Below are 20,401 nucleotides of genomic sequence, written 5' to 3' on the forward strand. Positions count from 1 at the left end.
GGCGCGGCAAGTGTCAGTTGGGCTCAGTGCCCGGTGGCCACGCCCGCACCGCGCGGGATGCGGATCGACTCGACCAGCTCCTGCACATGCTGCGGCGGTTCCTTGGTCATGCCCGACACGATGTAGGCCGCGGCGAAGTTCAGGACCGCACCGACCGCACCGATCGACAGCGGCGAGATACCGAACAGGTAGTTCGCCGGGATGTCGGCCAGCATGTTGGTGCCGGGGATGAAGAACCAGCCCTTGTAGATGAAGATGTAGACGGCCGTGAAGACCAGACCGACCAGCATCCCCGCGATGGCGCCTTCCTTGTTCACGCGCTTCGAGAAGATGCCCATCATCAGCACCGGGAAGATCGTCGCCGCCGCCAGACCGAAGGCCAGCGCCACAACCTGCGCCGCAAAGCCCGGAGGGTTGAGGCCAAGGTAGGTCGCGACCACGATGGCAAAGCCCATCGCAACGCGCGCTGCCAGAAGTTCGCCCTTCTCCGAGATGTTCGGATTGATCGAACCCTTGATCAGGTCGTGCGAGATGGCCGAGGAAATGGCCAGCAGCAGACCGGCAGCGGTAGAGAGGGCAGCAGCCAGCGCACCGGCAGCCACGAGGGCAATGACCCAACCCGGCAGGGCAGCGATTTCAGGGTTCGCAAGAACCATCATGTCGTTGTCCAGCTTGGTCACTTCGTTGCCGATCCAGCCGCGTTCGGCCATCGACTGATCACCGATCATGGCGGCAGCGAGGGCGGCATCACGGGTGGCGGTCGCTTCGGCCACGGCGGCGGTGGCCGCGGCGTCTCCAGGTGCAGCGGCCAGAGCGGCAGTCGCGGCGGCAAGGGCCTTGTTGGCAGCCGTCACGGCAGCCGGTTCGGCGAAGTACTGGATCTGGCCGTCACCGTTCAGGTCGGTCATGGTCAGCAGCCCGGTTTTCTCCCAGGTGCGGATCCAGCTCAGCTCCGGGTTGGTGTCGATGTCGGCGCGGGTGATCGCGTCGCCATCAAGGGCGTTGCCGGTCTCGGCGTTCGGCCACATGGTCGTGGTCAGGTTCAGACGCGCCATCGAACCCACGGCCGGAGCCACGGTATAGAGAAGCGCGATGAACACCAGCGCCCAACCGGCGGAGGACCGCGCGTCGGACACTTTGGGCACCGTGAAGAAGCGGATGATGACATGCGGCAGGCCCGCGGTGCCGATCATCAGCGACATGGTGAACAGGAACATGTTCAGCATGTTGGTGGTTTCCGAGGTGTAGGCCTTGAAGCCCAGCTCCATCACGACCTGGTCGAGCTTGGTCAGGAATTCGACGCCCGAAGCGGTGTGGGTGCCGATAAGCCCCAGCTGCGGCAGGAACGCGCCGGTCAGCTGCAGCGAGATGAAGATCGCCGGAATGGTATAGGCGATGATCAGAACCACATACTGCGCCACCTGAGTGTAGGTGATGCCCTTCATACCGCCCAGAACCGCATAGGCGAACACGATGGTCGCACCGATATAAAGCCCGGTGTCGGTCGAAACTTCAAGGAAGCGCGAGAACGTCACGCCCACGCCGCGCATCTGGCCGATAACATAGGTGACCGAGATGACGATCAGGCAGACAACGGCCAGCAGACGTGCGCCGCCCGAGTAGAACCGGTCGCCGATGAACTCCGGCACGGTGAACTTGCCGAACTTGCGCAGGTAGGGCGCAAGCAGCAGCGCCAGCAGCACATAGCCGCCGGTCCAGCCCATCAGGTAGGCCGACTGCTCATACCCGCCGGCCGGAGCCAGCGCGATGATGCCCGCCATCGAGATGAACGACGCCGCAGACATCCAGTCCGCGCCGGTCGCCATGCCGTTCAGAACAGGGTGTACGCCCTGGCCGGCTGCGTAGAATTCGGCGGTGGTGCCCGCACGGGCCCAGACCGCGATCCCGATGTAGATGGCAAAGGTGATGCCAACCACGATCAGGTTGAGGGTAAACTGATCCATCTGTCCCGGTCCCTTATTCTTCTACGCCGTGTTCACGGTCGAGCTTGTTCATGCGCCAGGCGTAAACAAAGATCAGGACCAGAAACACATAGATCGACCCGTTCTGGGCGAACCAGAAACCAAGGTCGGCGCCGCCCACATGGATGCCCATGAGGGCCGGGCGCAGGATGATGCCAAGTCCGAACGAACAGAAGAACCAGACCGCCAGCGAGATGCCGATGATCCGCAGGTTCGCTGCCCAGTAGGCGTTGGACGATGATTTGTCCGACATTCGCGTTACTCCCTGAGTTTTTTCTCCACCCGCCGTCCCGATGCTCGGGGCGGCGGCCTCCCTTGATTACGCCGAGACGCGCCCCACGACCTGGGCGAGCGCTCCGGCAATCGCGTCGATGTCACCCATCGCGTCGATCCGTTCCAGAACGCCGGCCCGCTCGTAATGTGCGATCAGCGGTGCCGTCTGGGCGTGATAGGCCTCCAGCCGGGCCTTCGCCGTTTCGGCATTGTCGTCGGACCGGCGCTTGAACGCCGTCCCGCCGCATTTGTCGCAGACCCCCTCCGCATGGGGCTGCTTGAACTCGTCATGATACCCTTCGCCGCACCCTGCACAGGTGTAGCGGCCGGCGACGCGGGCGATCATCGCCGCGTCATCGACTTCCAGGCTGATCGCCGCGGTCACCCGCTGCCCCGCCTCGGCCAGCAGCGCATCGAGTGCGCTCGCCTGCCCGTCGGTGCGCGGGAACCCGTCAAGGATGATGCCGCGGGTCACGTCGGGCTCTGCCATCCGGTCCTTCAGGATCGCCAGCACGATCTCGTCGCTGACAAGGCCGCCCGCCTCCATCACCGCCTTGGCAGCAAGGCCCGCGGGCGTGCCCGCGCCCACCGCGGCGCGCAGCAGGTCGCCCGTCGACAGCTGCACCATGCCGAAGCGCTCTTCCAGCATCCGCGCCTGCGTGCCCTTGCCGGCGCCCGGGGGCCCCAGCAAGATCAGCACTGCGGGCGACGTCTCGCTGCTCAGGGACCCGTTGTTCACCATCGCCTCCACGCTTCAGCTCCGGTTCATGCGGTTTTCGATCAGCTCCTCGACGACCGCCGGATCGGCCAGCGTCGAGATATCGCCAAGCGCGCCGAAATCGTTCTCGGCGATCTTGCGCAGGATGCGGCGCATGATCTTGCCAGACCGGGTTTTCGGCAGGCCCGGCGCCCACTGGATCAGGTCCGGGCTGGCAATCGGGCCGATCTCGGTGCGCACCCACTTGATCAGGTCCTTGCGCAGCTCGTCGCTCGGCTCCTCGTTGTTCATCAGGGTGATGTAGGCATAGATGCCCTGGCCCTTGATCTCGTGCGGGTAGCCGACCACCGCCGCCTCGGCGACCTTCGGATGCGCCACCAGCGCCGATTCCACCTCGGCGGTGCCCATCCGGTGGCCCGAGACGTTGATCACGTCATCGACGCGGCCGGTGATCCAGTAATAGCCGTCCTTGTCGCGCCGGCAGCCGTCGCCGGTGAAATAGTAGCCGCGATACTGGGCGAAATAGGCTTCCTGGAACCGCTCATGGTCGCCCCACAGCGTCCGCATCTGCCCCGGCCAGCTGTCCGAGATGCACAGCACGCCCTCGCATTCCGTCTCGCCGATCCGAACCGCCGTCTGCGGGTCGAGCACCACCGGCTTCACCCCGAAGAACGGGTTGGTCGCCGATCCGGGCTTGGTCGCCGTCGCGCCCGGCAGCGGGGTCAGCATGTGGCCGCCGGTCTCGGTCTGCCAGAACGTGTCGACGATCGGGCAATTGCCCTTGCCGACCAGCTTGTCATACCAGTGCCAGGCCTCGGGGTTGATCGGCTCGCCGACCGATCCCAGCACGCGCAGGCTCGACAGGTCATACTTCTCCACCCATTCCGGACCCTGCCCCATCAGGCTGCGGATCGCCGTCGGCGCGGTGTAGAACTGGGTGACCTTGTGCTTTTCGCAGACCTCCCAGAACCGCCCGGCATCCGGGAAGGTCGGCACGCCCTCGAACATGATCGTGGTCGCGCCATTCGCCAGCGGGCCATAGATGATGTAGCTGTGCCCGGTGACCCAGCCCACATCGGCCGTGCACCAGAACACGTCGCCGTCCTGATAGTCGAAGGTGTACTGGTGGGTCATCGCGGCATAGACCAGATAGCCGCCGGTGGTATGCACCACGCCCTTCGGCTTGCCGGTCGAACCCGAGGTATAGAGGATGAACAGCGGATCCTCGGCGCCCATCGGGCGCGGCGGGCATTCCGGGCTCACCTGATCCATCAGCGATTTCACATCGACATCGCGGCCCTGAACCCAGCTGGTCTGGTCGCCGGTATGCTTGACCACAAGGCAGCGCACCTTGTCGGAACAATGCAGCAGCGCCGCATCGGTATTGGCCTTCAGCGGGGTGCGCCGGCCGCCGCGCGGGGCGGTGTCGGCGGTGATCACCAGCTTGGCGCCGCAATCGTTGATCCGGTTCGCCAGCGCATCGGGCGAGAAGCCCGCGAAGACGATGGAGTGGATCGCCCCGATCCGCGCACAGGCCAGCATCGCATAGGCCGCCTCGGGGATCATCGGCAGGTAGATCACCACCCGGTCGCCGCGCATCACGCCCTGGCTCAGCAGCACGTTTGCCATCTGGTTCACCTTCCGCGACAGCTCGCGATAGGTGATGTGCTGCGCCGGGGTCTTCGGATCATCGGGCTCGAAGATGATCGCGGTCTGCAGCGCCCGGTCCTTCAGGTGCCGGTCCACGCAATTGACCGAGGCGTTCAGGACCCCGTCCTCGTACCACTTGATATTGACCTTGCCGAAGGTGAAGTCGGTGTCCTTCACCTTGGTATAGGGCTTGATCCACTCCAGCCGCTGACCCTCGCGGCCCCAGAACGCATCCGGGTCGCTGATCGATTCTGCGTACATCTTCTGGTATTTCGCGGCATCGGCATGGGCGCCGGTGAAGTGCGCCGGCACCTCGCGCACCACGTCCGCCTCGCCCTGGATCTGGTTTTGCACGGTCACGTCGGCATCCTCCCCTAACTCGTCCGCCGCAGACCTTCGCGGCAGCGCCCTCCCCGCGACAACGGGCACAGGCTGTCCAATTGCGGGCATTGTAAACCAATGCGGCGAAAATGCGTAACCCCTTTTATTCGAATAGTTTTTTTGTAAACGTATTCACAAGCAAATAGGTAATACTGTAAACTCTTCGCAGGGCCGCACGGTTTGGTATGGGAAAACAACCGATTGCCCGTTCACGGTCTGGTGAAGCCGCGGTGCAGCATGTGACGCTGCGTCACAGCACTGGCCGAGTTTGCAAACTTCCCGCAAAGCGTGTGCGATTCGGCGCGCGAATCAGCGCTCAGCCCGTCGCCTGCGCCGCCTCCAGCGCCGCGTCGATATCCGGCAGGTAGCGCGCCAGCGGTTCGCGCACGCCTTGCGCCAGCAGTGCCCGCCGCACCTCGGCGCTGGTGCCGGTCAGATACAGCACCGCCCCGCGCCGGTGCAGCTTGTGCGCCAGCGTCTCGAAGGAATGGGCGCCGGAACTGTCCAGGAACGGCACCTCGGTGAAATCCACCACAAAGGCCCGGGGGCGCGCCGCGATCCGGTCCAGCACCGATCCCAGCGTTGCTGCCGCGCCAAAGAAGAAAGCCCCGTGCAGCCGGTAGACCACCACGCCCGGGTCATGGCTCTCCGTTCCGGCCTCGGGCCCGTGCGGCTCGATCCGCGCCGCCTCCGACATGCGGTGGATGAAGACAAGGCCGCCAAGCGCAAAGCCCACCACGATGCCTTCGGTCAGGTCGCGGAACACCACCAGCAGGAAGGTCACGATCACCACCGCCGCGTCGCCGCGGCTGGCGCGGACCAGCCCGGCAAACTCTTCCTTCTCGGCCATGTTCCACGCGACGATGGCCAGCAGCCCCGCCAGTGCCGCCAGCGGGATATAGGCGGCCAGCGGCGCCGCCACGATCATGAAGGCCAGAAGGAACAGTGCGTGCAGCATCCCCGACACCGGCCCCCGGCTGCCCGACCGCACGTTGGTCGCGGTGCGTGCAATGGTCCCGGTCACGCAGAAGCCGCCGAACAGCGCCGAGCCGATATTGGCCACGCCCTGCGCCACCAGCTCGCCGTTGGAGCGGTGCTGGCGCCCGCTCATCCCGTCGGCCACCACTGCCGACAGCAGCGATTCGATCGCCCCCAGCAGCGCGAAGCTGGCCGCATAGGGCAGCGCCGCCAACAACGCATCGCCCGACAGGTCGGGCAAGCTTGGCACCGGCAGCACCCGCGGCAGCGCGCCAAACCGGCTGCCGATGGTCTCGACCGGCAGCCCCATAACCGCCGCCAGCACCGAGGCCGCCACGATCCCGATCAGCAGGCTCGGCCAGCGGGGCCGCCAGCGCTTGACCGTCTCGATCAGCGCGATGGTCCCGGCCGCCAGCGCCAGCGCGGCAACCGAGAACGTCCCCCGCGCCGCCCACAGCGCCTCGATCTTGTGGACAATCTCCGCCGGCTCCGGCCCGCCAAGCGTCAGCCCCAGCAGATCCTTGATCTGGCTGGCAAAGATGATCACCGCAATCCCGGCGGTAAAGCCCACCGTCACCGGATAGGGGATGAACTTGATGTAGCTTCCCAGCCGCAGCGCCCCCGCCGCCATCAGCACGAACCCTGAAAGGAACGTCGCCAGCAGCAGCCCGCCCACGCCGATATCGGCCACGCAGGCCGCCACCAGCACGATGAATGCCCCCGCCGGCCCGCCGATCTGGAACCGGCTGCCCCCCAGCAGCGACACCAGGAACCCGCCGACAATCGCGGTATAAAGCCCCCGCTCCGGCCCGACCCCGCTGGCAATCGCAATCGCCATCGACAGCGGCAGCGCCACGATCGCCACCGTCAGCCCCGCCAGCGCATCGGCCTTCAGCGCGCCGGGCCCATAGCCCTCGCGCAGCACCGTCACCAGTTTCGGCAGATACTGTTCGCTGAAGGATGCGGCTTTGCGCCGGCTTGCCTCGTCCATCTATGCACGCTAGCCAGAGAAGCCGCAAAATGCGGTTGAAATCAAAGCCAGACTGTCCGCCGCCGCCGTGACTTGTCAAGCCGCACCCGCAAAGGACAAAGCATGGACGAGCCCTCCCCCATCCGCCCGACCGATCACGAGGCCCGCGCCCTCGCCCGCAGCCTCATCACCACCGCCCGCTTCGCCGCCCTCGCGGTGCTGACCCCCGGCAGCGGAGCCCCAGCCGTCACCCGCATCGCGCTCGGGCTCGACGCCGCCGGCCTGCCGCTGACGCTGATCTCCTCCCTCTCCGCCCACACCAAGGCGCTCCAAGCCTCCCCCCGCGCCGGCCTGTTGGTGGGCGAGCCCGGCCCGAAAGGCGACCCCCTCACCCACCCGCGCCTCTCGCTCGACACGCTGGCCGAGTTCGTGGACCGTACCAGCCCCGACCACGCCGCCCTGCGCACCCTCTGGCTCGCCAGCCACCCCAAATCCAAACTCTACATCGACTTCGCCGATTTCAGCTTCGTCCGCCTGCGCCCCCTCGGCGCCGCCCTCAACGGCGGCTTCGGCCGGGCCTTCGTGCTGGCGCCCGAAGACCTCGCCTAACGGCAAAGGGCGGCGCCGCAGCACCGCCCTTCCCCCGTCAGTTCGGCCGTCCTTCAGTTCGGGTTATCCACCCGCACCTTCAGCTGCATCCGTCCCTTGCAGGCCGTCGACCAGTTCACCCGCACCTCCTGCTTGGCGCTCCCCTGCTCCACCTGCACAAAGGGCATCTCGCTCACCCGCGCCCCGCTCGCCGTGGTGATCATCCCCTCGGCCACCACGCTCTCGACGTTCCGCACCCAGCCTCCGAACGGCAGGAACGCCCCCGGCGTCACCGTCCAGGTCGCGGCCTCGGTCGCCTGATCGTGCTGCAGGAACACCGGCGAGGCGGTAACCTGATCCACCGCGGTAAAGGTGTTGTTCTCGATGATCACGTTGCGCATCCGCGCCATGTCGAGCCCGCCAAAGGTGGTATCCACCCCCTCCACCCGGGTGATCGGCCCGTTCAGCGTCTTGAACACATTGCCCGTCATCGTCAGGCCCTGCACGAAATGCCCGGTGCCATAGGGCTTGATCACCAGCCAGTTGAACCACGGCGCCACATCATTGGCGGTAAAGATGTTGCCGGTGATGGTCAGCCCGCCGAAGGAATACTGGTTGGCGAAATTCGGCGTCGCCTCGTATTCGTTGGTCCATTCGATCACCGAGTTGTCGATGTAGTTCCCCACGATCAGCATCTTCAGGTTGGTCTCGGCCAGCACCAGCCCGGCCACCCGCAGCCCCGCCGTCTCCTCGTCGCCCTGGAACCAGTGGTTGCCCTGCAGGATATGGCCATTGCCCGCCGCCACCAGGAAATGCCGGAACCGCACCACCCGGTTGTCGCGGATCTTGCAGTCATTGGCATTGACGTTCACGGCAATGCTGGTGCGGTCCTGCGCCCGCAGCGGCATCTCGTTCGAAAGCAGTTGGCAACGGTCGATGAACAGCGACTGGCAGGCCGTCCCGATCGAGGTGATGCCCCGGTCCCGCGGCCGCGCCACCGAACAATCGCGCAGCTGGAAGGTGTCGCCGGTCTGCGCCAGCATGATGCAGCTGGCATGGCCGTTGCACAGGAACTCCACGTCATCGATGTTGAACCGGCTCAGCTGCGCGAAGCCCGAAAAATCGAGGATGTACTTGAAGCGGGTGAAGGTGAAGACCTGCGTCCCCGACCCGCCATACAGCGGCTGGCTCAGCGTCAGCGTGCCCGCGCCCACATTCTTCGCCGCCACATAGATCTCGCGCCCCACCCCGTTGCCGGTGACCCGCGCGCCCACCGGCACATTGGCGATATCGGCCACCGCGGTCAGCATCTTCGAATTGGTGCTGGAATAGGTCGCCTGGCTCGTCACCACCGTCGGCGCCCAGGCAGGCCCCTCCACCACGCTGAACTGCCCGTTGCGCAGCACCCGGCGCACGGTGAAGTTGTCCTTGTTGCCGACCGCAGCCGCCATATCGATCGGCTCCGAAACCTCGACCCGCCGCCCGCGCATGTCCAGCGAGTCATGGTCGGTGAAGTTCAGCAGCGCCTGAAACGCCTTCTTGAACCCCAGCACCTCATCGCCGCCAAAGGCGTCGATATAGGTCGGCAGATCGAAGTTGTAGGCCAGCTGCAGCCGGGCATTGTCCGGCATCGTCACTTGCCCCTCAAAGCGGATCGGCGAATTGATGGTCACCGTCGAGGCGAGGTAATAGGTCCCCTCCGGCACCAGCACCGTGCGCCCCGCTGCCGCCGCATCCGCCGCGGCAAAGGCCGGCTGGTCATTGCTGACCCCGTCGCCCCTGGCGCCATAGTCGCGCACATCGATCACCGCGATCATGTCGCGCAGGAAGGCCCCGGTGATGTCCTCGATCTCGAGATCGTCGATCCGCACCACACCGCCATTGCTGCCGGTCAGGTCCAGCCCGAAATGGCCATACAGCGGCGCCGTGCCCCAGGCCATGTCCACCCCGCCCCGGCTGCCCGACCCGACGATGGCCTGCACCGTCACCACCTCGCCATAGCTCGTCAGCGCCACCGCGGGCGCCGTCTCCACCAGCCCGTTCACATGCACCTCGCCCGCGCCCATCGCCCAGCCGGCAATGCGAATCGAAGGCAGGTTGCCGCTGATCGCCTTCACCCGCGCCGTGATGCGAAGATAGCATCCCGGCAGCAGCGGCGTCTGGCCCATGAAGCGCAGCTTCTGCGTCGACGCGGTTTTCAGAAGTTCCAGACAATTCCCGAAATCCTGATCTGCCGGCACGATGGCGGCATTGCTTGCCCCCGCATAGGTGGCCGATCCGGCGGTGCCATTCTCGCTCGACCAGACGCCCAGCCCCGCCTCGAATGCGGGCGGCATCAGCAGCAGCCCGTCGGTGATCGCCTTGTTCATGCAACAACCCCTGTCCTTGACCCCGCGCCCGGGAACCCCTTTCGACCTTCCGGGCAAGCCGGTGCTGGCGGCTGTCGCCGCACATACCCGCACTCACTTTCGGAAAGTCGCAGGGCTCATCCGCCCCGACGCAGACAGGGATAGGGGCAAAGGGTTAAGGGCCGTTAACCGGAGCGCGCGCTGCCTCAGGCGCCAGTCTCGCCTTCCACCGGAAACACCCCGTTGATCCGCCAGACGCCGCCGCTCTCGGTCATCTCGTAATCGAACAGATGTAGCGCCCCGCCCGAATCCTTCAGCAATATCCGCTGCATGGGCAGCCCGCGCTCCTGCCGCAACCCAAGGAAACGCACATCACCGGGTTGCCAGATCATCGGGTATTGCCCCGACACCATCCGCTCGAACCCGTCCACTCCGCCGAACATCCGCTGGATCATCGGCGAGGCATGCGAGAACGCCGCCCCGGTATCCCCGGCCCGAAACGCCTGCATCTGCGCCTCGATCACGGCGCGGATGCCGGCATCGGCGGTCACGGTGGTTTCCTGCGCCGCGGCGGGCGCCCAGCAAAACAAGGCAAGTCCAAAGGCAAGAACGGTGCAGCGCATGTCACGGTCCTTTCACGGGGCAATGGGAACGATACGCAAATCGACCGCGTTTGGTTCATCGACGCGGCAAATAATCCCGCAGCCTGCCCCTCGTTTGCCCGATATGCTTCCCGCGCCGGGTGCGCTAGCCTGCCCGCCAAAAGGAACCCGCCATGGCCTATGCCTTCGACCTCGCCGATCTCGACACCGCCGCCGCCGTGCGCCGCATCGCCGCCGAGGAACTCACGGCCGCGCTGTCGGAAATGGACGATCCCGCGATCCCCGAGGCAAAGCTGGTCCACGGCCTGCGCAAGCATGTGAAGATGATCCGCGGGCTGATCCGCCTCGTGCGCCCCAACTTTCCCGGCTATGACCTCGAAAACGCCGCACTGCGCGACGCCGCCCGCGGCATTTCCGGCCTGCGCGACGCCGAGGTGCTGCGCGCCACGCTCGAGCGCATCGCCGCCAAGGCCCCGCCCGAGGCCGCGGACGCGCTGGACCACCTCCGCGCCGCCCTCGCCAGCCACCAGGAAGACACCCGCGACGATGGCGCCGCCGAGGCGCTGGCGGCCTTCCGGTTGGCGGTTCAGGAGTCGCTGCTGCGGGTACCGGATTGGAAGTTACGGGGCAAAGCTCTCAATCTGCTTGAAGATGGCCTCGCAACCACTTGGGAAAAGGCCAAGAAACGCCAGAAGCAGGCGCTTCGAGCCCCCGGCGCCGAAACCATCCACGATTGGCGCAAACGGGTAAAAGATCATTGGTATCAATCACGTCTGCTGATCCCGATCTGGCCCGAGATGATGCAACCGCATGTCGCCACCGCCGACGACATCGGCGAATGGCTGGGCGAGCATCACGACATCGCCGTGTTCCTTGACCGGCTGGATGGCGAGGCGCTGTCGACCTCCGACCATGAAACGCTGTCAGCCCTCGCCCGCAAGCGTCAGGAAAAGCTGGAGAAAAAGGCGCATGCCGCCGCCACGCGCCTCTTCGCCGGTACCGACCGCGCCCTTCTCGACCGCTGGGGCAGCTGGTGGAAAGTCTGGCAGGCCAGTCGTTAACCCAGCTCGCCCGCCAGCCCCCTGCCGATCAGCGCGATGGTTTCTTCAACGCCATAGAGCGCGATGAACCCGCCAAAGCGCGGCCCTTGGCTCGCGCCCAGAAGCACCTCGTAAAGCGCGGTGAACCAGTCGCGCAGCGGCTCGAACCCGTGGTCCTTTCCGACAGCGAAAACAAGGCTTTGCAAGGCTTCCGCGTCCAGCCCGCCCTGCCAGTCCCCCAGCCGCGCCGCCAGATCCTGCATCGCCGCCCGCTCCACTTCCGTCGGCGCGCGGAACACCCGCGTCGGCGCCACGAAGTCGCGGAAGTAGCTCAGCGCATAGCCCGCCGCCGCATCCAGATCGGGGTTCGCCTCTGCCGACGCCTCAGGCGCATAGCGTTGGATGAAGCCCCACAGCCCCGCCTTGTCCTTCGCCCCCGCCACGCTGGCCAGGTTCAGCAGCATGGCGAACGGCACCACCATATGGCTTTCGGGCGGGTTGCCGCCGTGGATATGCCAGACCGGATTGGCCAGCTGCGCCGCGGCGTCCTGCGTCGGATAGGCCTTGAGCTGCTGGTGATACTCGTCCACCGCCTTCGGAATCACGTCGAAATACATGCGCTTTGCCGTCTTCGGCTTCTGGTACATGTAGTAGCCAAGGCTCTCGGTCGCGGCATAGGTCAGCCATTCGTCGATGGTCAGACCGTTGCCCTTGGATTTTGAAATCTTCTGGCCGTTCTCATCAAGGAACAGCTCATAGGTGAAATGCTCCGGCGCGCGGCCCCCAAGCACCCGGCAGATCCCGTCATAGATCGGGGTGTTGGTGCTGTGATCCTTGCCATACATCTCGAAATCGACATCCAACGCCGCCCAGCGCATTCCGAAATCGGGCTTCCACTGCAATTTGACGTTGCCGCCCGTCACCGGCAGCGTCCATTCACGCCCGGTCTCATCATCGAAGGTGATCGTGCCCTCGCGCGCATCGACGTTCTTCATCGGCACATAGAGCACCCGGCCCGTCTCGGGATGGATCGGCAGGAAGCACGAATAGGTCTGCTGGCGTTCTTCGCGCAAGCTGGCCAGCATGATCTCCATGATCGCGTCATAGCGCTCGCAGCACATCTGCAGCATGTGGTCGAACTTGCCGGCCTTGTAATACTCGGTCGCGCTGGCGAACTCGTAGTCGAACCCGAACGTGTCGAGGAACCGCCGCAGCATGGCGTTGTTATGGTCGCCAAAGCTCGGATACTCGCCAAACGGGTCCGGCACCGCGGTCAGCGGGCGCTGCAGATGCTCGCGCAGCATGTCGCCGTCCGGCACGTTCTCCGGCACCTTGCGCATTCCGTCCATATCGTCGGAGAAACACAGCAGCCGCGTCGGGATGTCGGAAATGATCTCGAACGCGCGGCGGATCATCGTCGTGCGCTGAACCTCGCCGAAGGTGCCGATATGCGGCAGGCCCGAGGGGCCATAGCCGGTCTCGAACAGCACATGGCCCTTTTCCGGTGCCTTCTTTTCATACCGTTTCAGCACGCGGCGCGCTTCCTCGAAAGGCCAGGCTTTGGAGTTCATGGCGGCATCGCGCAACGTCGTCATTTTCGGTATACCTTCGTCAAAGGCGCGGCACCCCTTGCGCCGCAATCGGGACTTCGACCTGCCCCACCTATTGAACGGCCCCGCCATCGTCAATAATCTGCACAAGTGCCCCCTATATGGGCCACCCATCACAGGACCATCCCAGTGAGCAAACCCCTGCCCTCGTTTTCCCCCCAGGACGCGCTGATCGCCGTCATGGTGGCGGTGTCGGTGTCGGACGAAACCATCCGCACCGCCGAGCTGCTGGCCATCGAGCGCATGGTGGACAGCCTGCCGGTCTTCGGCAATTACGACCCCGACCGCATCCGCGTAATCGCAGAGACGGTCTATACGCTGATGGAAGAGGAGGACGGGCTCGATGCGCTGTTCGGCCTTGTCCGCGACGGGCTGACGGAGCGGCTACATGAGACCGCCTATGCACTGGCCTGCGATGTCGCGGCCTCGGACGTGAAGATTGGACAGGCCGAGTTGCGGTTGCTGGAGGAGCTGCGGCACGAGCTGAACATCGACCGCCTGCACGCCGCCGCCATCGAGCGCGGCTCTCGCGCCCGCCACATGACGCTGTAGGCGGCGATCATCCCGCCGCGCGTCTTCGTCATCGGGTTCGACCGCTGCGGCACCGGTGCCATCGCCCGGCTGTTCGAGGACGCGGGCCATGTGACGCGGATCTGGGTGGGGGGCCGGCTGGCCGAGGATCTGGCCTATGCCCGCGCCACTGGGGCTGTGCCGCTGGCAACATGGCCGCGCGGGGTGCTGTTCGGCGCGATGAACCGGCTGCACAAGCCGCACCTGCCGCCGTTGCAGCCGTTCCGCGACCCCGCCTTCCTGCGCCGGCATTTCCCGGACTGCTGGCTGCTGCTGCCCCGGCGCGACCGCGAGGCTTGGGTGGCCTCGCGCTGGCACCATGATGGCGGCCAGAGCCGGCGGTTGTGGGCGCTGCATCTGGGCTGCGCCGAGGCCGCGCTGCCCGGCATCTGGCGGCGCGACTGGGACGAGCATCACGCGCTGTGCAACCGGCTGTTTGCGGGCGACCCGCGGTTCCGGGTGCTGGATATGGACGGGGATTGGGCGGGGGCTTTGGCGACGGCCATGCCGGATCTGGGGCTGGCAGGGGCGGCACCGCGTCCTCCCGCGCCGAAGCCTGCGCCCTTGGCGGCCCCTGCGCAGATTGTCGCCCCCGCGCCGGATCTCGGTTTTGCCCAAGCCATCGCCGATTTCTGCACCCGGTCAGACCCGGCGATCCCGCAGCGGCTCGGCCCGCAGCGTTTCAGCGCGCTCTTTGCCCGCTGGGACGGCGCGGGGCGCATCCTGGGCAGCCAGAAGCTGCCGCTGCCGATCGTGGCCGAGGATCTGCCTTCCGGCACGCGGCGCTATCTGGCGCAGCCGGGCATCCCCAAGCTGGAGCGGGTGGAGGGCGCGGTGAACGAGCTATGGGCGCTTGGCCATCGCCGGGCGCTGCGGATGGACCTTGAGGACCGGCGCGGCTTTGGCACCGCGGCGACCGGCGCGCCTCGCCAGCCGCTGCTGGTCTATAACCGGCCGGCGGGGGGCACCGGCAACATGCTGCTCTGGCCGCTGCCGGGCTATCACACGCCGGGGGCGCCGTCCCATGTGACGGCGCAGGAGGCCGATAGGGTGGCTTGGGCCGACAAGGCCGATGTAGCGGCGTGGCGGGGCAACCTGTCGGGGCGGCCGGTCGCGGTGCTGGATGCTGGCGCCGGCCCGGGGCGCGGGGCGCATCTGGTGCTGGCCGATCTGGCGCGCGGGCCGGGGGCAGCAGATGCGGCGCTGGAGCGGGAGCTGCTGGCGACGACGCGCTACAGCGTGGTGCGGCGGTTTGCCGGGCGGGCGGGCTTCGACCTGGGCGTGGCCCTGCCACCCCATCACGCGGGCGCGGCGCGGCATCCACTGCTGGCGCCCTATTGCGGGCCGCGGATGCCGCCCGCGTGGTTCCACGGCTTCCGCTATCTGCTGAGCCTGTCGGGCCGCGATGGCGGGTCGAACTTCCTGCCCGCGGCGCAGACCCAAGGCGTGGTGCTGAAGGAGGAGGATGGCTGGGAGCTGTTCTATTCCGGCGCGTTCCACCCCTGGGAGCATTTCATTCCGCTGGCGCCGGGGGCTGTCGATCTGGAGGAGCGGTTGGAGTGGGCGCGGGGCAACCCCGCGGCTTGCCAGCAGATGTCCAAGGCCGCCCGCGATGTCTGTGCCCGGATCGCCAATGCCGAGACCCGCCGCGCCTGGCTGCGGATGGTGGCCGAGGCCGCCTCGGTTCAGGCGCCGTAAACCGCCGCCCACCGTTCGATCAGCTGCTGTTGCAGGCGTTTGGACCGGCGCACCCATTCCGGCGCTCCGGGTGGCTGCTCCTTCTGCGCATCGGGAATCGCATCGCGGCGGGCCACATCGCCGGTGAAGATGGCGAAGACCAGATCGGTGCCATCGGGCGCCGTCATCCAGCCCGCGAGGGTCGAGACAAAGTTGAGCGTGCCGGTCTTGGCATCCACCTGCACCGGGTGGTTCTGCATCACCTTGCCATTGGCGTCGCGCAGGGTGAACTCCTTGAGGATGCCGCGCAGTGCCTGCCCCGGCCCCAGCCGCGCCAGTGCCGTGACCATGTCCATCGCAGAGATTCGCGAGGCGCCGCCAAGCCCCGAATGGTCCACGAACCGCGCCGTGCCGGCCCCGGCGCGGGCCTTCAGCCAGTCTGACATCGCCGGGCCCGATTGCGCATGGCCCCGGACCCCGCCGCGCTGCATCGAGGCGGACATGCCCACCGCCTCGGCCGTCAGGTTGTTGGAAAAGCGCAGCATGTCATGCAGTACCGGGCGCAGGGTGTCGCTGGCGCGTTCCACGATCACCGTGCCGCGCGGCGCCGACTTGGCGACCTGCGGCGTGGGCAGCGTGATCCCTTGCGCGCGGGCAAGGGTCTGGAACACGTCGGCGGCATAGAGCTCGGGCCGGCGCACGGGCAGCCAGCGGCTGCCACCCTTGCCAAGCGCGGTGCGGGCCACGGTCCATTCCTCGACCTCGCCGCGGTCGGAATAGGTATAGACCGGGCGGTCGCGGTCGGCGACGGCGATGCGTGTGGTGTAGACCTTCGGCACGAAGCGTTCGGCCCGCGCGTCCATCGACACCTGATAGCCGCTCTGCGCCCGCTTCCACTCGAAATGCACGCGGTTGAAATTGAGGTTCAGGCCGGACACGGCGGGGTTGTAGCCCAGATAGTCGGGCTGCGTGGTGTCGATGGCGCGCACGAAGGGCAGCGCCCCGCCCCAGACCACGAAGCGCCCGGCGACAGAGGAGATCCCCGCCGCGCGCAGGGCCGCGGCCATGTCGCCAAGCGTGTCGGTGGACAGCGTCGGATCGCCACCCCCCGCCAGCACCAGATCGCCCGCCAGCCGCCCGCCCTGCACCGGGCCGGTGGCGATCAGCCGCGTGGCAAAGCGGTGGCCGGCGCCCAGATGCTCCAGCGCGTAAAGCGCGGTGATCGCCTTCGACACGCTGGCGGGCGGCATCGGCTCGGCGCCGTTCATCGCCTCGAGCACGAGGCCCGTGCGGGCATCGGCGACGACAAAACCGACCTTGCCGCCAAGCTGCGCTGCGGCCACCAGCGCCTCGGCCGAGGCGGCCGTGCGGGTCGCGGTCGGCGCTGAGGGAACGGCGACGGCGCCACCCGCCCGCGGCATCGGGCGCAGCGAGGTCAGCGGTGCCTCGGCCAGCGCGGCGCTTGCCGCACCGGACAGCAGCCCGCCCAGAACGAAACGCCGCGAAAATCCGGTCATGCTGAAGCCCCTTCCCACATGCGGGAGATTTAACCCGGCCAAAGGCCCGCGGGCAACCCTAGCGGCGCCATGCACCACTGGCGCGGATGGCACTTGACGAGATGTTGACCATCGGCACGTTCACCAGGCACCAGACCGGCGGCGGCAGGCGGGCCAGCAGCCCGGCCGACTCGGCCGGGATCCGCGCGCGCTCGAACCGCTCGGCGGCCTTCGACACCCGCGCGGTCAGCCGGCTGGCGGGGCGGGCGATCACCCCGACCGCCACATGCTGCATGATCCATTCCCACCGCTGCCAGCGGTCGAACTGCGCCAGATTGTCGGCGCCCATCAGCCACACGAAGCGCACCCCTGGATACAGCGCGATCAGCCGTTCCAGCGTTTCTGCGGTGTAGCGGGTGCCAAGGCGCGCCTCGATGTCCGTGACCACGACCCGCGGGTGTTGCATCACCTGCCGCGCCTGCGCCATCCGCCGGGCCAACGGCGCGGGGCCTTCGGATTTCAGCGGGTTGCCGGGGCTGACCAGCCACCAGACCCGGTCCAGCCCGAACCGCTTCAGCGCCTCGCGGGTGATATGGGCGTGGCCGTCATGCGCGGGGTCGAACGACCCGCCCAGCAGGCCGATCGTCATGCCCGCCCGTGCCACCGGCAGCCCCGCACGGACAAGTCCGGCCCGTTCCCTGCGATCCACCCTGCGTCCCCCGCGCCGTCACCCGGCCGTCATATACGTTGCACTTCGCCGGCTCCAAGCACGGATTGCCCTTTCGGCCTTCATTCACTAGATGAAGGGCAACCAATTCCCTCGCAAGGAGATGTCTTATGGCGTCCTATCAGTATGTCTATCACATGGAAGGCGTGTCCAAGACCTATCCGGGCGGCAAGAAGTGTTTCGAGAACATCCACCTGAACTTCCTGCCCGGCGTGAAGATCGGTGTGGTCGGCGTCAACGGCTCGGGCAAATCCACGCTGCTGCGGATCATGGCCGGCATGGACAAGGATTTCCAGGGCGAGGCCTGGCATGCCAAGGGCGCCAAGGTCGGCTACCTGCCGCAAGAGCCGCAGCTGGACGAAACGCTGGACGTGCGCGGCAACGTGATGCTGGGCGTGGCCGCCAAGCAGGCGATCCTCGACCGCTACAACGAACTCGCCATGAACTATTCCGACGAAACGGCGGACGAGATGGCCTCGCTTCAGGACATCATCGACGCGCAGAACCTGTGGGACCTCGACAGCCAGGTCGACGTGGCGCTGGAAGCCCTGCGTTGCCCGCCGGACGAGGCCGCGGTCAGCACGCTTTCGGGCGGCGAGCGGCGCCGGGTGGCGCTGTGCAAGCTGCTGCTGGAAGCGCCCGACATGCTGCTCCTGGACGAACCGACCAACCACCTCGATGCCGAGACCATCGCCTGGCTGCAAAAGCACCTGATCGAATATCGCGGCACCATCCTGTGCGTTACCCACGACCGCTACTTCCTCGACGACATCACCTCGTGGATCCTCGAGCTGGAGCGCGGGCGCGGCATCCCGTGGGAGGGCAACTATTCCAGCTGGCTGGAGCAGAAGGCCAAGCGCATGTCGCAGGACGCGCGCGAGGACAAGGCCAAGCAAAAGGTGCTGGAGAAGGAGCTGGAGTGGATCCGTTCCGGCGCCAAGGCCCGGCAGACCAAGTCCAAGGCCCGGATCGCCGCCTATAACAAGATGGCGGACGAGTCGGTCAAGGACCGTGTCGGCAAGGCCCAGATCGTCATCCCGAACGGCCCGCGTCTTGGCAACAAGGTGATCGAGGTCGAGGGCCTGAAGAAGGCGATGGGCGACAAGCTTCTGATCGAGAACCTCAGCTTCACCCTGCCGCCGGGCGGGATCATCGGCGTGATCGGCCCGAACGGCGCCGGCAAGTCGACGCTGTTCCGGATGCTGACCGGCGACGAGCAGCCCGACGAGGGCAGCGTGGTGATCGGCGATACCGTGAAGATGTCCTTCGTGGACCAGTCGCGCGATGCGCTCGATCCGAATGCGACCGTGTGGGAAGAGGTGTCTGGCGGGGCAGAGATGATCCAGCTGGGCGATGCCGCGATTGCCAGCCGCAGCTATGTCGGCGCCTTCAACTTCAAGGGCTCGGACCAGCAAAAGAAGGTCGGCCTGCTGTCGGGCGGCGAGCGTAACCGCGTCCACATGGCCAAGCTGCTGAAAGAGGGCGGGAACCTTCTGCTGCTTGACGAGCCGACCAACGACCTCGACGTCGAAACCCTGCAGGCGCTGGAAGCGGCGATCGAGGATTTCGCGGGCTGCGCGGTGATCATCTCGCACGACCGCTTCTTCCTTGACCGGCTTTGCACGCACATCCTCGCCTTCGAGGGCGATGCGCATGTGGAGTTCTTCGAGGGCAACTTCGAGGATTACGAGCAGGACAAGATCCGCCGGCTTGGGCCGGATTCGGTAGAGCCGAAGCGGGTGAAGTACAAGAAGTTCACGCGCTGAGCGCAGGGGGCGCTGCCGGAAAGCGGCGCCCCGTTGGCAACGGCGGTGCATCTGTGGCGGCCTCACGGGGCCGTGCGATGGAACCTTTCGCCCGCACACGGGCTTGTGACAGGACGGCCACTTCTGGCCCATCCTTGAAAGGGCTCTTCGATGACAATCGGCACCATTCTCCTCATCATCCTGATCCTGGCGCTTGTCGGCGCGCTGCCCACCTGGGGCCATTCGCGCGCCTGGGGCTATGGCCCCTCCGGCGGCCTCGGCCTGATCGTGGTGGTCCTGCTGATCCTGGTCCTGATGGGCCGGATCTGACCGGACGCATCTGACCGGATCACGCGCGGAAGGCCATCCGGCCTTCCGCGCAATCCTCCCCGCAAGGCATCCCCCGGCCAGACCACCTGCCGCCCCGCAGTGCCGCTGTCCCGGCCGCCGGACTAGCCGCGGGACCCGGACCAGACTCGGGCGCTGCTACTTCTTCTTCACGAACTCGGTCAGGATCACGATCCGCTGGCCTTCAACGCGGCCCTCGATCTGGGCGGCGTTCTCGGTCACAAGGCTGATGCCGCGCACCGCCGTGCCACGCTTGGCCGTGAAGCCGGCGCCCTTGACCTGCAGGTCCTTGATCAGCACCACGGTATCGCCCTGCGCCAGCAACGCGCCGTTGGCGTCGCGGTGCTCGATCCCGGCCAGAGGTTTCCCCGTCTCGGCCCAGGCAAGGGTCGCGGCGTCCAGCATCATCCCCTCCAGCGCCTCGCGGGCCCAAGGCTCGTCCATGCCCGAGAGGCGGCGGTGGACCAGCACCTGAACCGCCGGAACGCCCGACCACATCGCGCCCTCAAGGCAGCGCCAATGCCCGGACGGCGCCTCGGCCTCGCCGCGGCAGATGGCGCAGAGCAGCGCCTCCTCCCCGGAGGGCGGAACCTCCACCGCGGCCAGGTCTCCTGCCGCCCCGCAGATTTCGCAAACCCCGCCAGCGCGGGCCCTCAACTCGTCGATCTGTGCCATGCTCCACCTTCCGCGCATCCCCG

At 66.8% G+C, this 20,401-nt stretch carries 17 protein-coding genes; 6 read left to right on the forward strand and 11 right to left on the reverse strand.

Annotated features, from left to right (window positions below; all coding sequences use genetic code 11):
* Positions 1-23: 23 nt before the first annotated feature.
* The 5 genes from GVY41_RS09945 to GVY41_RS09965 form a co-directional block, all read right to left on the reverse strand.
* Positions 24-1,964, reverse strand: a complete 1,941-nt coding sequence (locus GVY41_RS09945; protein ID WP_161345943.1) for a sodium:solute symporter family protein — start codon at positions 1,962-1,964, stop codon at positions 24-26.
* Positions 1,965-1,977: 13 nt separating this feature from the next.
* The gene (locus GVY41_RS09950; RefSeq protein ID WP_161345945.1) at positions 1,978-2,235 is read right to left on the reverse strand and encodes a DUF4212 domain-containing protein; all 258 of its coding nucleotides are present in this window, start codon (positions 2,233-2,235) and stop codon (positions 1,978-1,980) included.
* Between the two features lie 66 nt (positions 2,236-2,301).
* Positions 2,302-2,994: an adenylate kinase gene (locus tag GVY41_RS09955; RefSeq protein WP_229726019.1), complete on the reverse strand. Its 693-nt coding sequence runs from the start codon at positions 2,992-2,994 to the stop codon at positions 2,302-2,304.
* A gap of 15 nt (positions 2,995-3,009) precedes the next feature.
* Complete coding sequence (gene acs, locus GVY41_RS09960) at positions 3,010-4,947, reverse strand: acetate--CoA ligase (RefSeq protein ID WP_229726024.1); 1,938 nt, start codon at positions 4,945-4,947, stop codon at positions 3,010-3,012.
* 373 nt (positions 4,948-5,320) lie between these two features.
* Positions 5,321-6,973, reverse strand: a complete 1,653-nt coding sequence (locus tag GVY41_RS09965) for a SulP family inorganic anion transporter (RefSeq protein ID WP_161345947.1) — start codon at positions 6,971-6,973, stop codon at positions 5,321-5,323.
* Positions 6,974-7,075: 102 nt separating this feature from the next.
* On the opposite strand from GVY41_RS09965, the gene GVY41_RS09970 reads away from it, so the two are divergent.
* Positions 7,076-7,561 carry a HugZ family pyridoxamine 5'-phosphate oxidase gene (locus GVY41_RS09970; RefSeq protein WP_161345949.1) on the forward strand — a complete coding sequence of 162 codons (486 nt, stop codon included), beginning with the start codon at positions 7,076-7,078 and terminating at the stop codon, positions 7,559-7,561.
* Positions 7,562-7,614: 53 nt separating this feature from the next.
* Here the strand turns inward: GVY41_RS09970 and GVY41_RS09975 are convergent, their stop codons facing one another.
* Positions 7,615-9,909 carry a glycosyl hydrolase family 28-related protein gene (locus GVY41_RS09975; RefSeq protein ID WP_161345951.1) on the reverse strand — a complete coding sequence of 765 codons (2,295 nt, stop codon included), beginning with the start codon at positions 9,907-9,909 and terminating at the stop codon, positions 7,615-7,617.
* Positions 9,910-10,094: 185 nt separating this feature from the next.
* Positions 10,095-10,511: a DUF4864 domain-containing protein gene (locus tag GVY41_RS09980; RefSeq protein WP_161345953.1), complete on the reverse strand. Its 417-nt coding sequence runs from the start codon at positions 10,509-10,511 to the stop codon at positions 10,095-10,097.
* Positions 10,512-10,663: 152 nt separating this feature from the next.
* Between GVY41_RS09980 and GVY41_RS09985 the strand changes: the two genes are divergently transcribed.
* Positions 10,664-11,551: a CHAD domain-containing protein gene (locus GVY41_RS09985; protein ID WP_161345954.1), complete on the forward strand. Its 888-nt coding sequence runs from the start codon at positions 10,664-10,666 to the stop codon at positions 11,549-11,551.
* Here the strand turns inward: GVY41_RS09985 and GVY41_RS09990 are convergent.
* The gene (locus GVY41_RS09990) at positions 11,548-13,125 is read right to left on the reverse strand and encodes a lysine--tRNA ligase (protein ID WP_161345955.1); all 1,578 of its coding nucleotides are present in this window, start codon (positions 13,123-13,125) and stop codon (positions 11,548-11,550) included. The two genes, GVY41_RS09985 and GVY41_RS09990, sit on opposite strands and share 4 nt — an antisense overlap.
* A gap of 195 nt (positions 13,126-13,320) precedes the next feature.
* On the opposite strand from GVY41_RS09990, the gene GVY41_RS09995 reads away from it, so the two are divergent.
* Both GVY41_RS09995 and GVY41_RS20605 read left to right on the forward strand, forming a co-directional pair.
* Entirely contained in the window at positions 13,321-13,692 is a 372-nt protein-coding gene (locus GVY41_RS09995) for a tellurite resistance TerB family protein (protein ID WP_170301172.1), read from the forward strand.
* Positions 13,693-13,782: 90 nt separating this feature from the next.
* Positions 13,783-15,408: a glycosyl transferase family 90 gene (locus GVY41_RS20605; RefSeq protein WP_161345957.1), complete on the forward strand. Its 1,626-nt coding sequence runs from the start codon at positions 13,783-13,785 to the stop codon at positions 15,406-15,408.
* On the opposite strand, the gene dacB is transcribed toward GVY41_RS20605, so the two are convergent.
* Both dacB and GVY41_RS10010 read right to left on the reverse strand, forming a co-directional pair.
* Positions 15,396-16,904, reverse strand: a complete 1,509-nt coding sequence (gene dacB / locus GVY41_RS10005) for a D-alanyl-D-alanine carboxypeptidase/D-alanyl-D-alanine endopeptidase (RefSeq protein WP_161345958.1) — start codon at positions 16,902-16,904, stop codon at positions 15,396-15,398. The two genes, GVY41_RS20605 and dacB, sit on opposite strands and share 13 nt — an antisense overlap.
* 58 nt (positions 16,905-16,962) lie before the next feature.
* Positions 16,963-17,592 carry a nicotinate-nucleotide adenylyltransferase gene (locus GVY41_RS10010; protein WP_268234504.1) on the reverse strand — a complete coding sequence of 210 codons (630 nt, stop codon included), beginning with the start codon at positions 17,590-17,592 and terminating at the stop codon, positions 16,963-16,965.
* Between the two features lie 128 nt (positions 17,593-17,720).
* On the opposite strand from GVY41_RS10010, the gene ettA reads away from it, so the two are divergent.
* On the forward strand, positions 17,721-19,376 hold the full coding sequence (gene ettA, locus GVY41_RS10015) for an energy-dependent translational throttle protein EttA (RefSeq protein ID WP_161345960.1): 1,656 nt from the start codon (positions 17,721-17,723) through the stop codon (positions 19,374-19,376).
* Positions 19,377-19,526: 150 nt separating this feature from the next.
* Positions 19,527-19,685, forward strand: a complete 159-nt coding sequence (locus GVY41_RS10020) for a DUF3309 family protein (protein ID WP_161345961.1) — start codon at positions 19,527-19,529, stop codon at positions 19,683-19,685.
* Positions 19,686-19,841: 156 nt separating this feature from the next.
* Here GVY41_RS10020 and GVY41_RS10025 read toward each other — a convergent pair whose 3' ends face one another.
* A complete protein-coding gene (locus tag GVY41_RS10025; RefSeq protein WP_161345962.1) occupies positions 19,842-20,378 on the reverse strand; it encodes a PhnA domain-containing protein in 537 nt (178 codons plus the stop codon).
* Positions 20,379-20,401: the final 23 nt, after the last annotated feature.

This window comes from Frigidibacter albus, from assembly GCF_009908165.1.
GTDB lineage: Bacteria > Pseudomonadota > Alphaproteobacteria > Rhodobacterales > Rhodobacteraceae > Frigidibacter > Frigidibacter albus.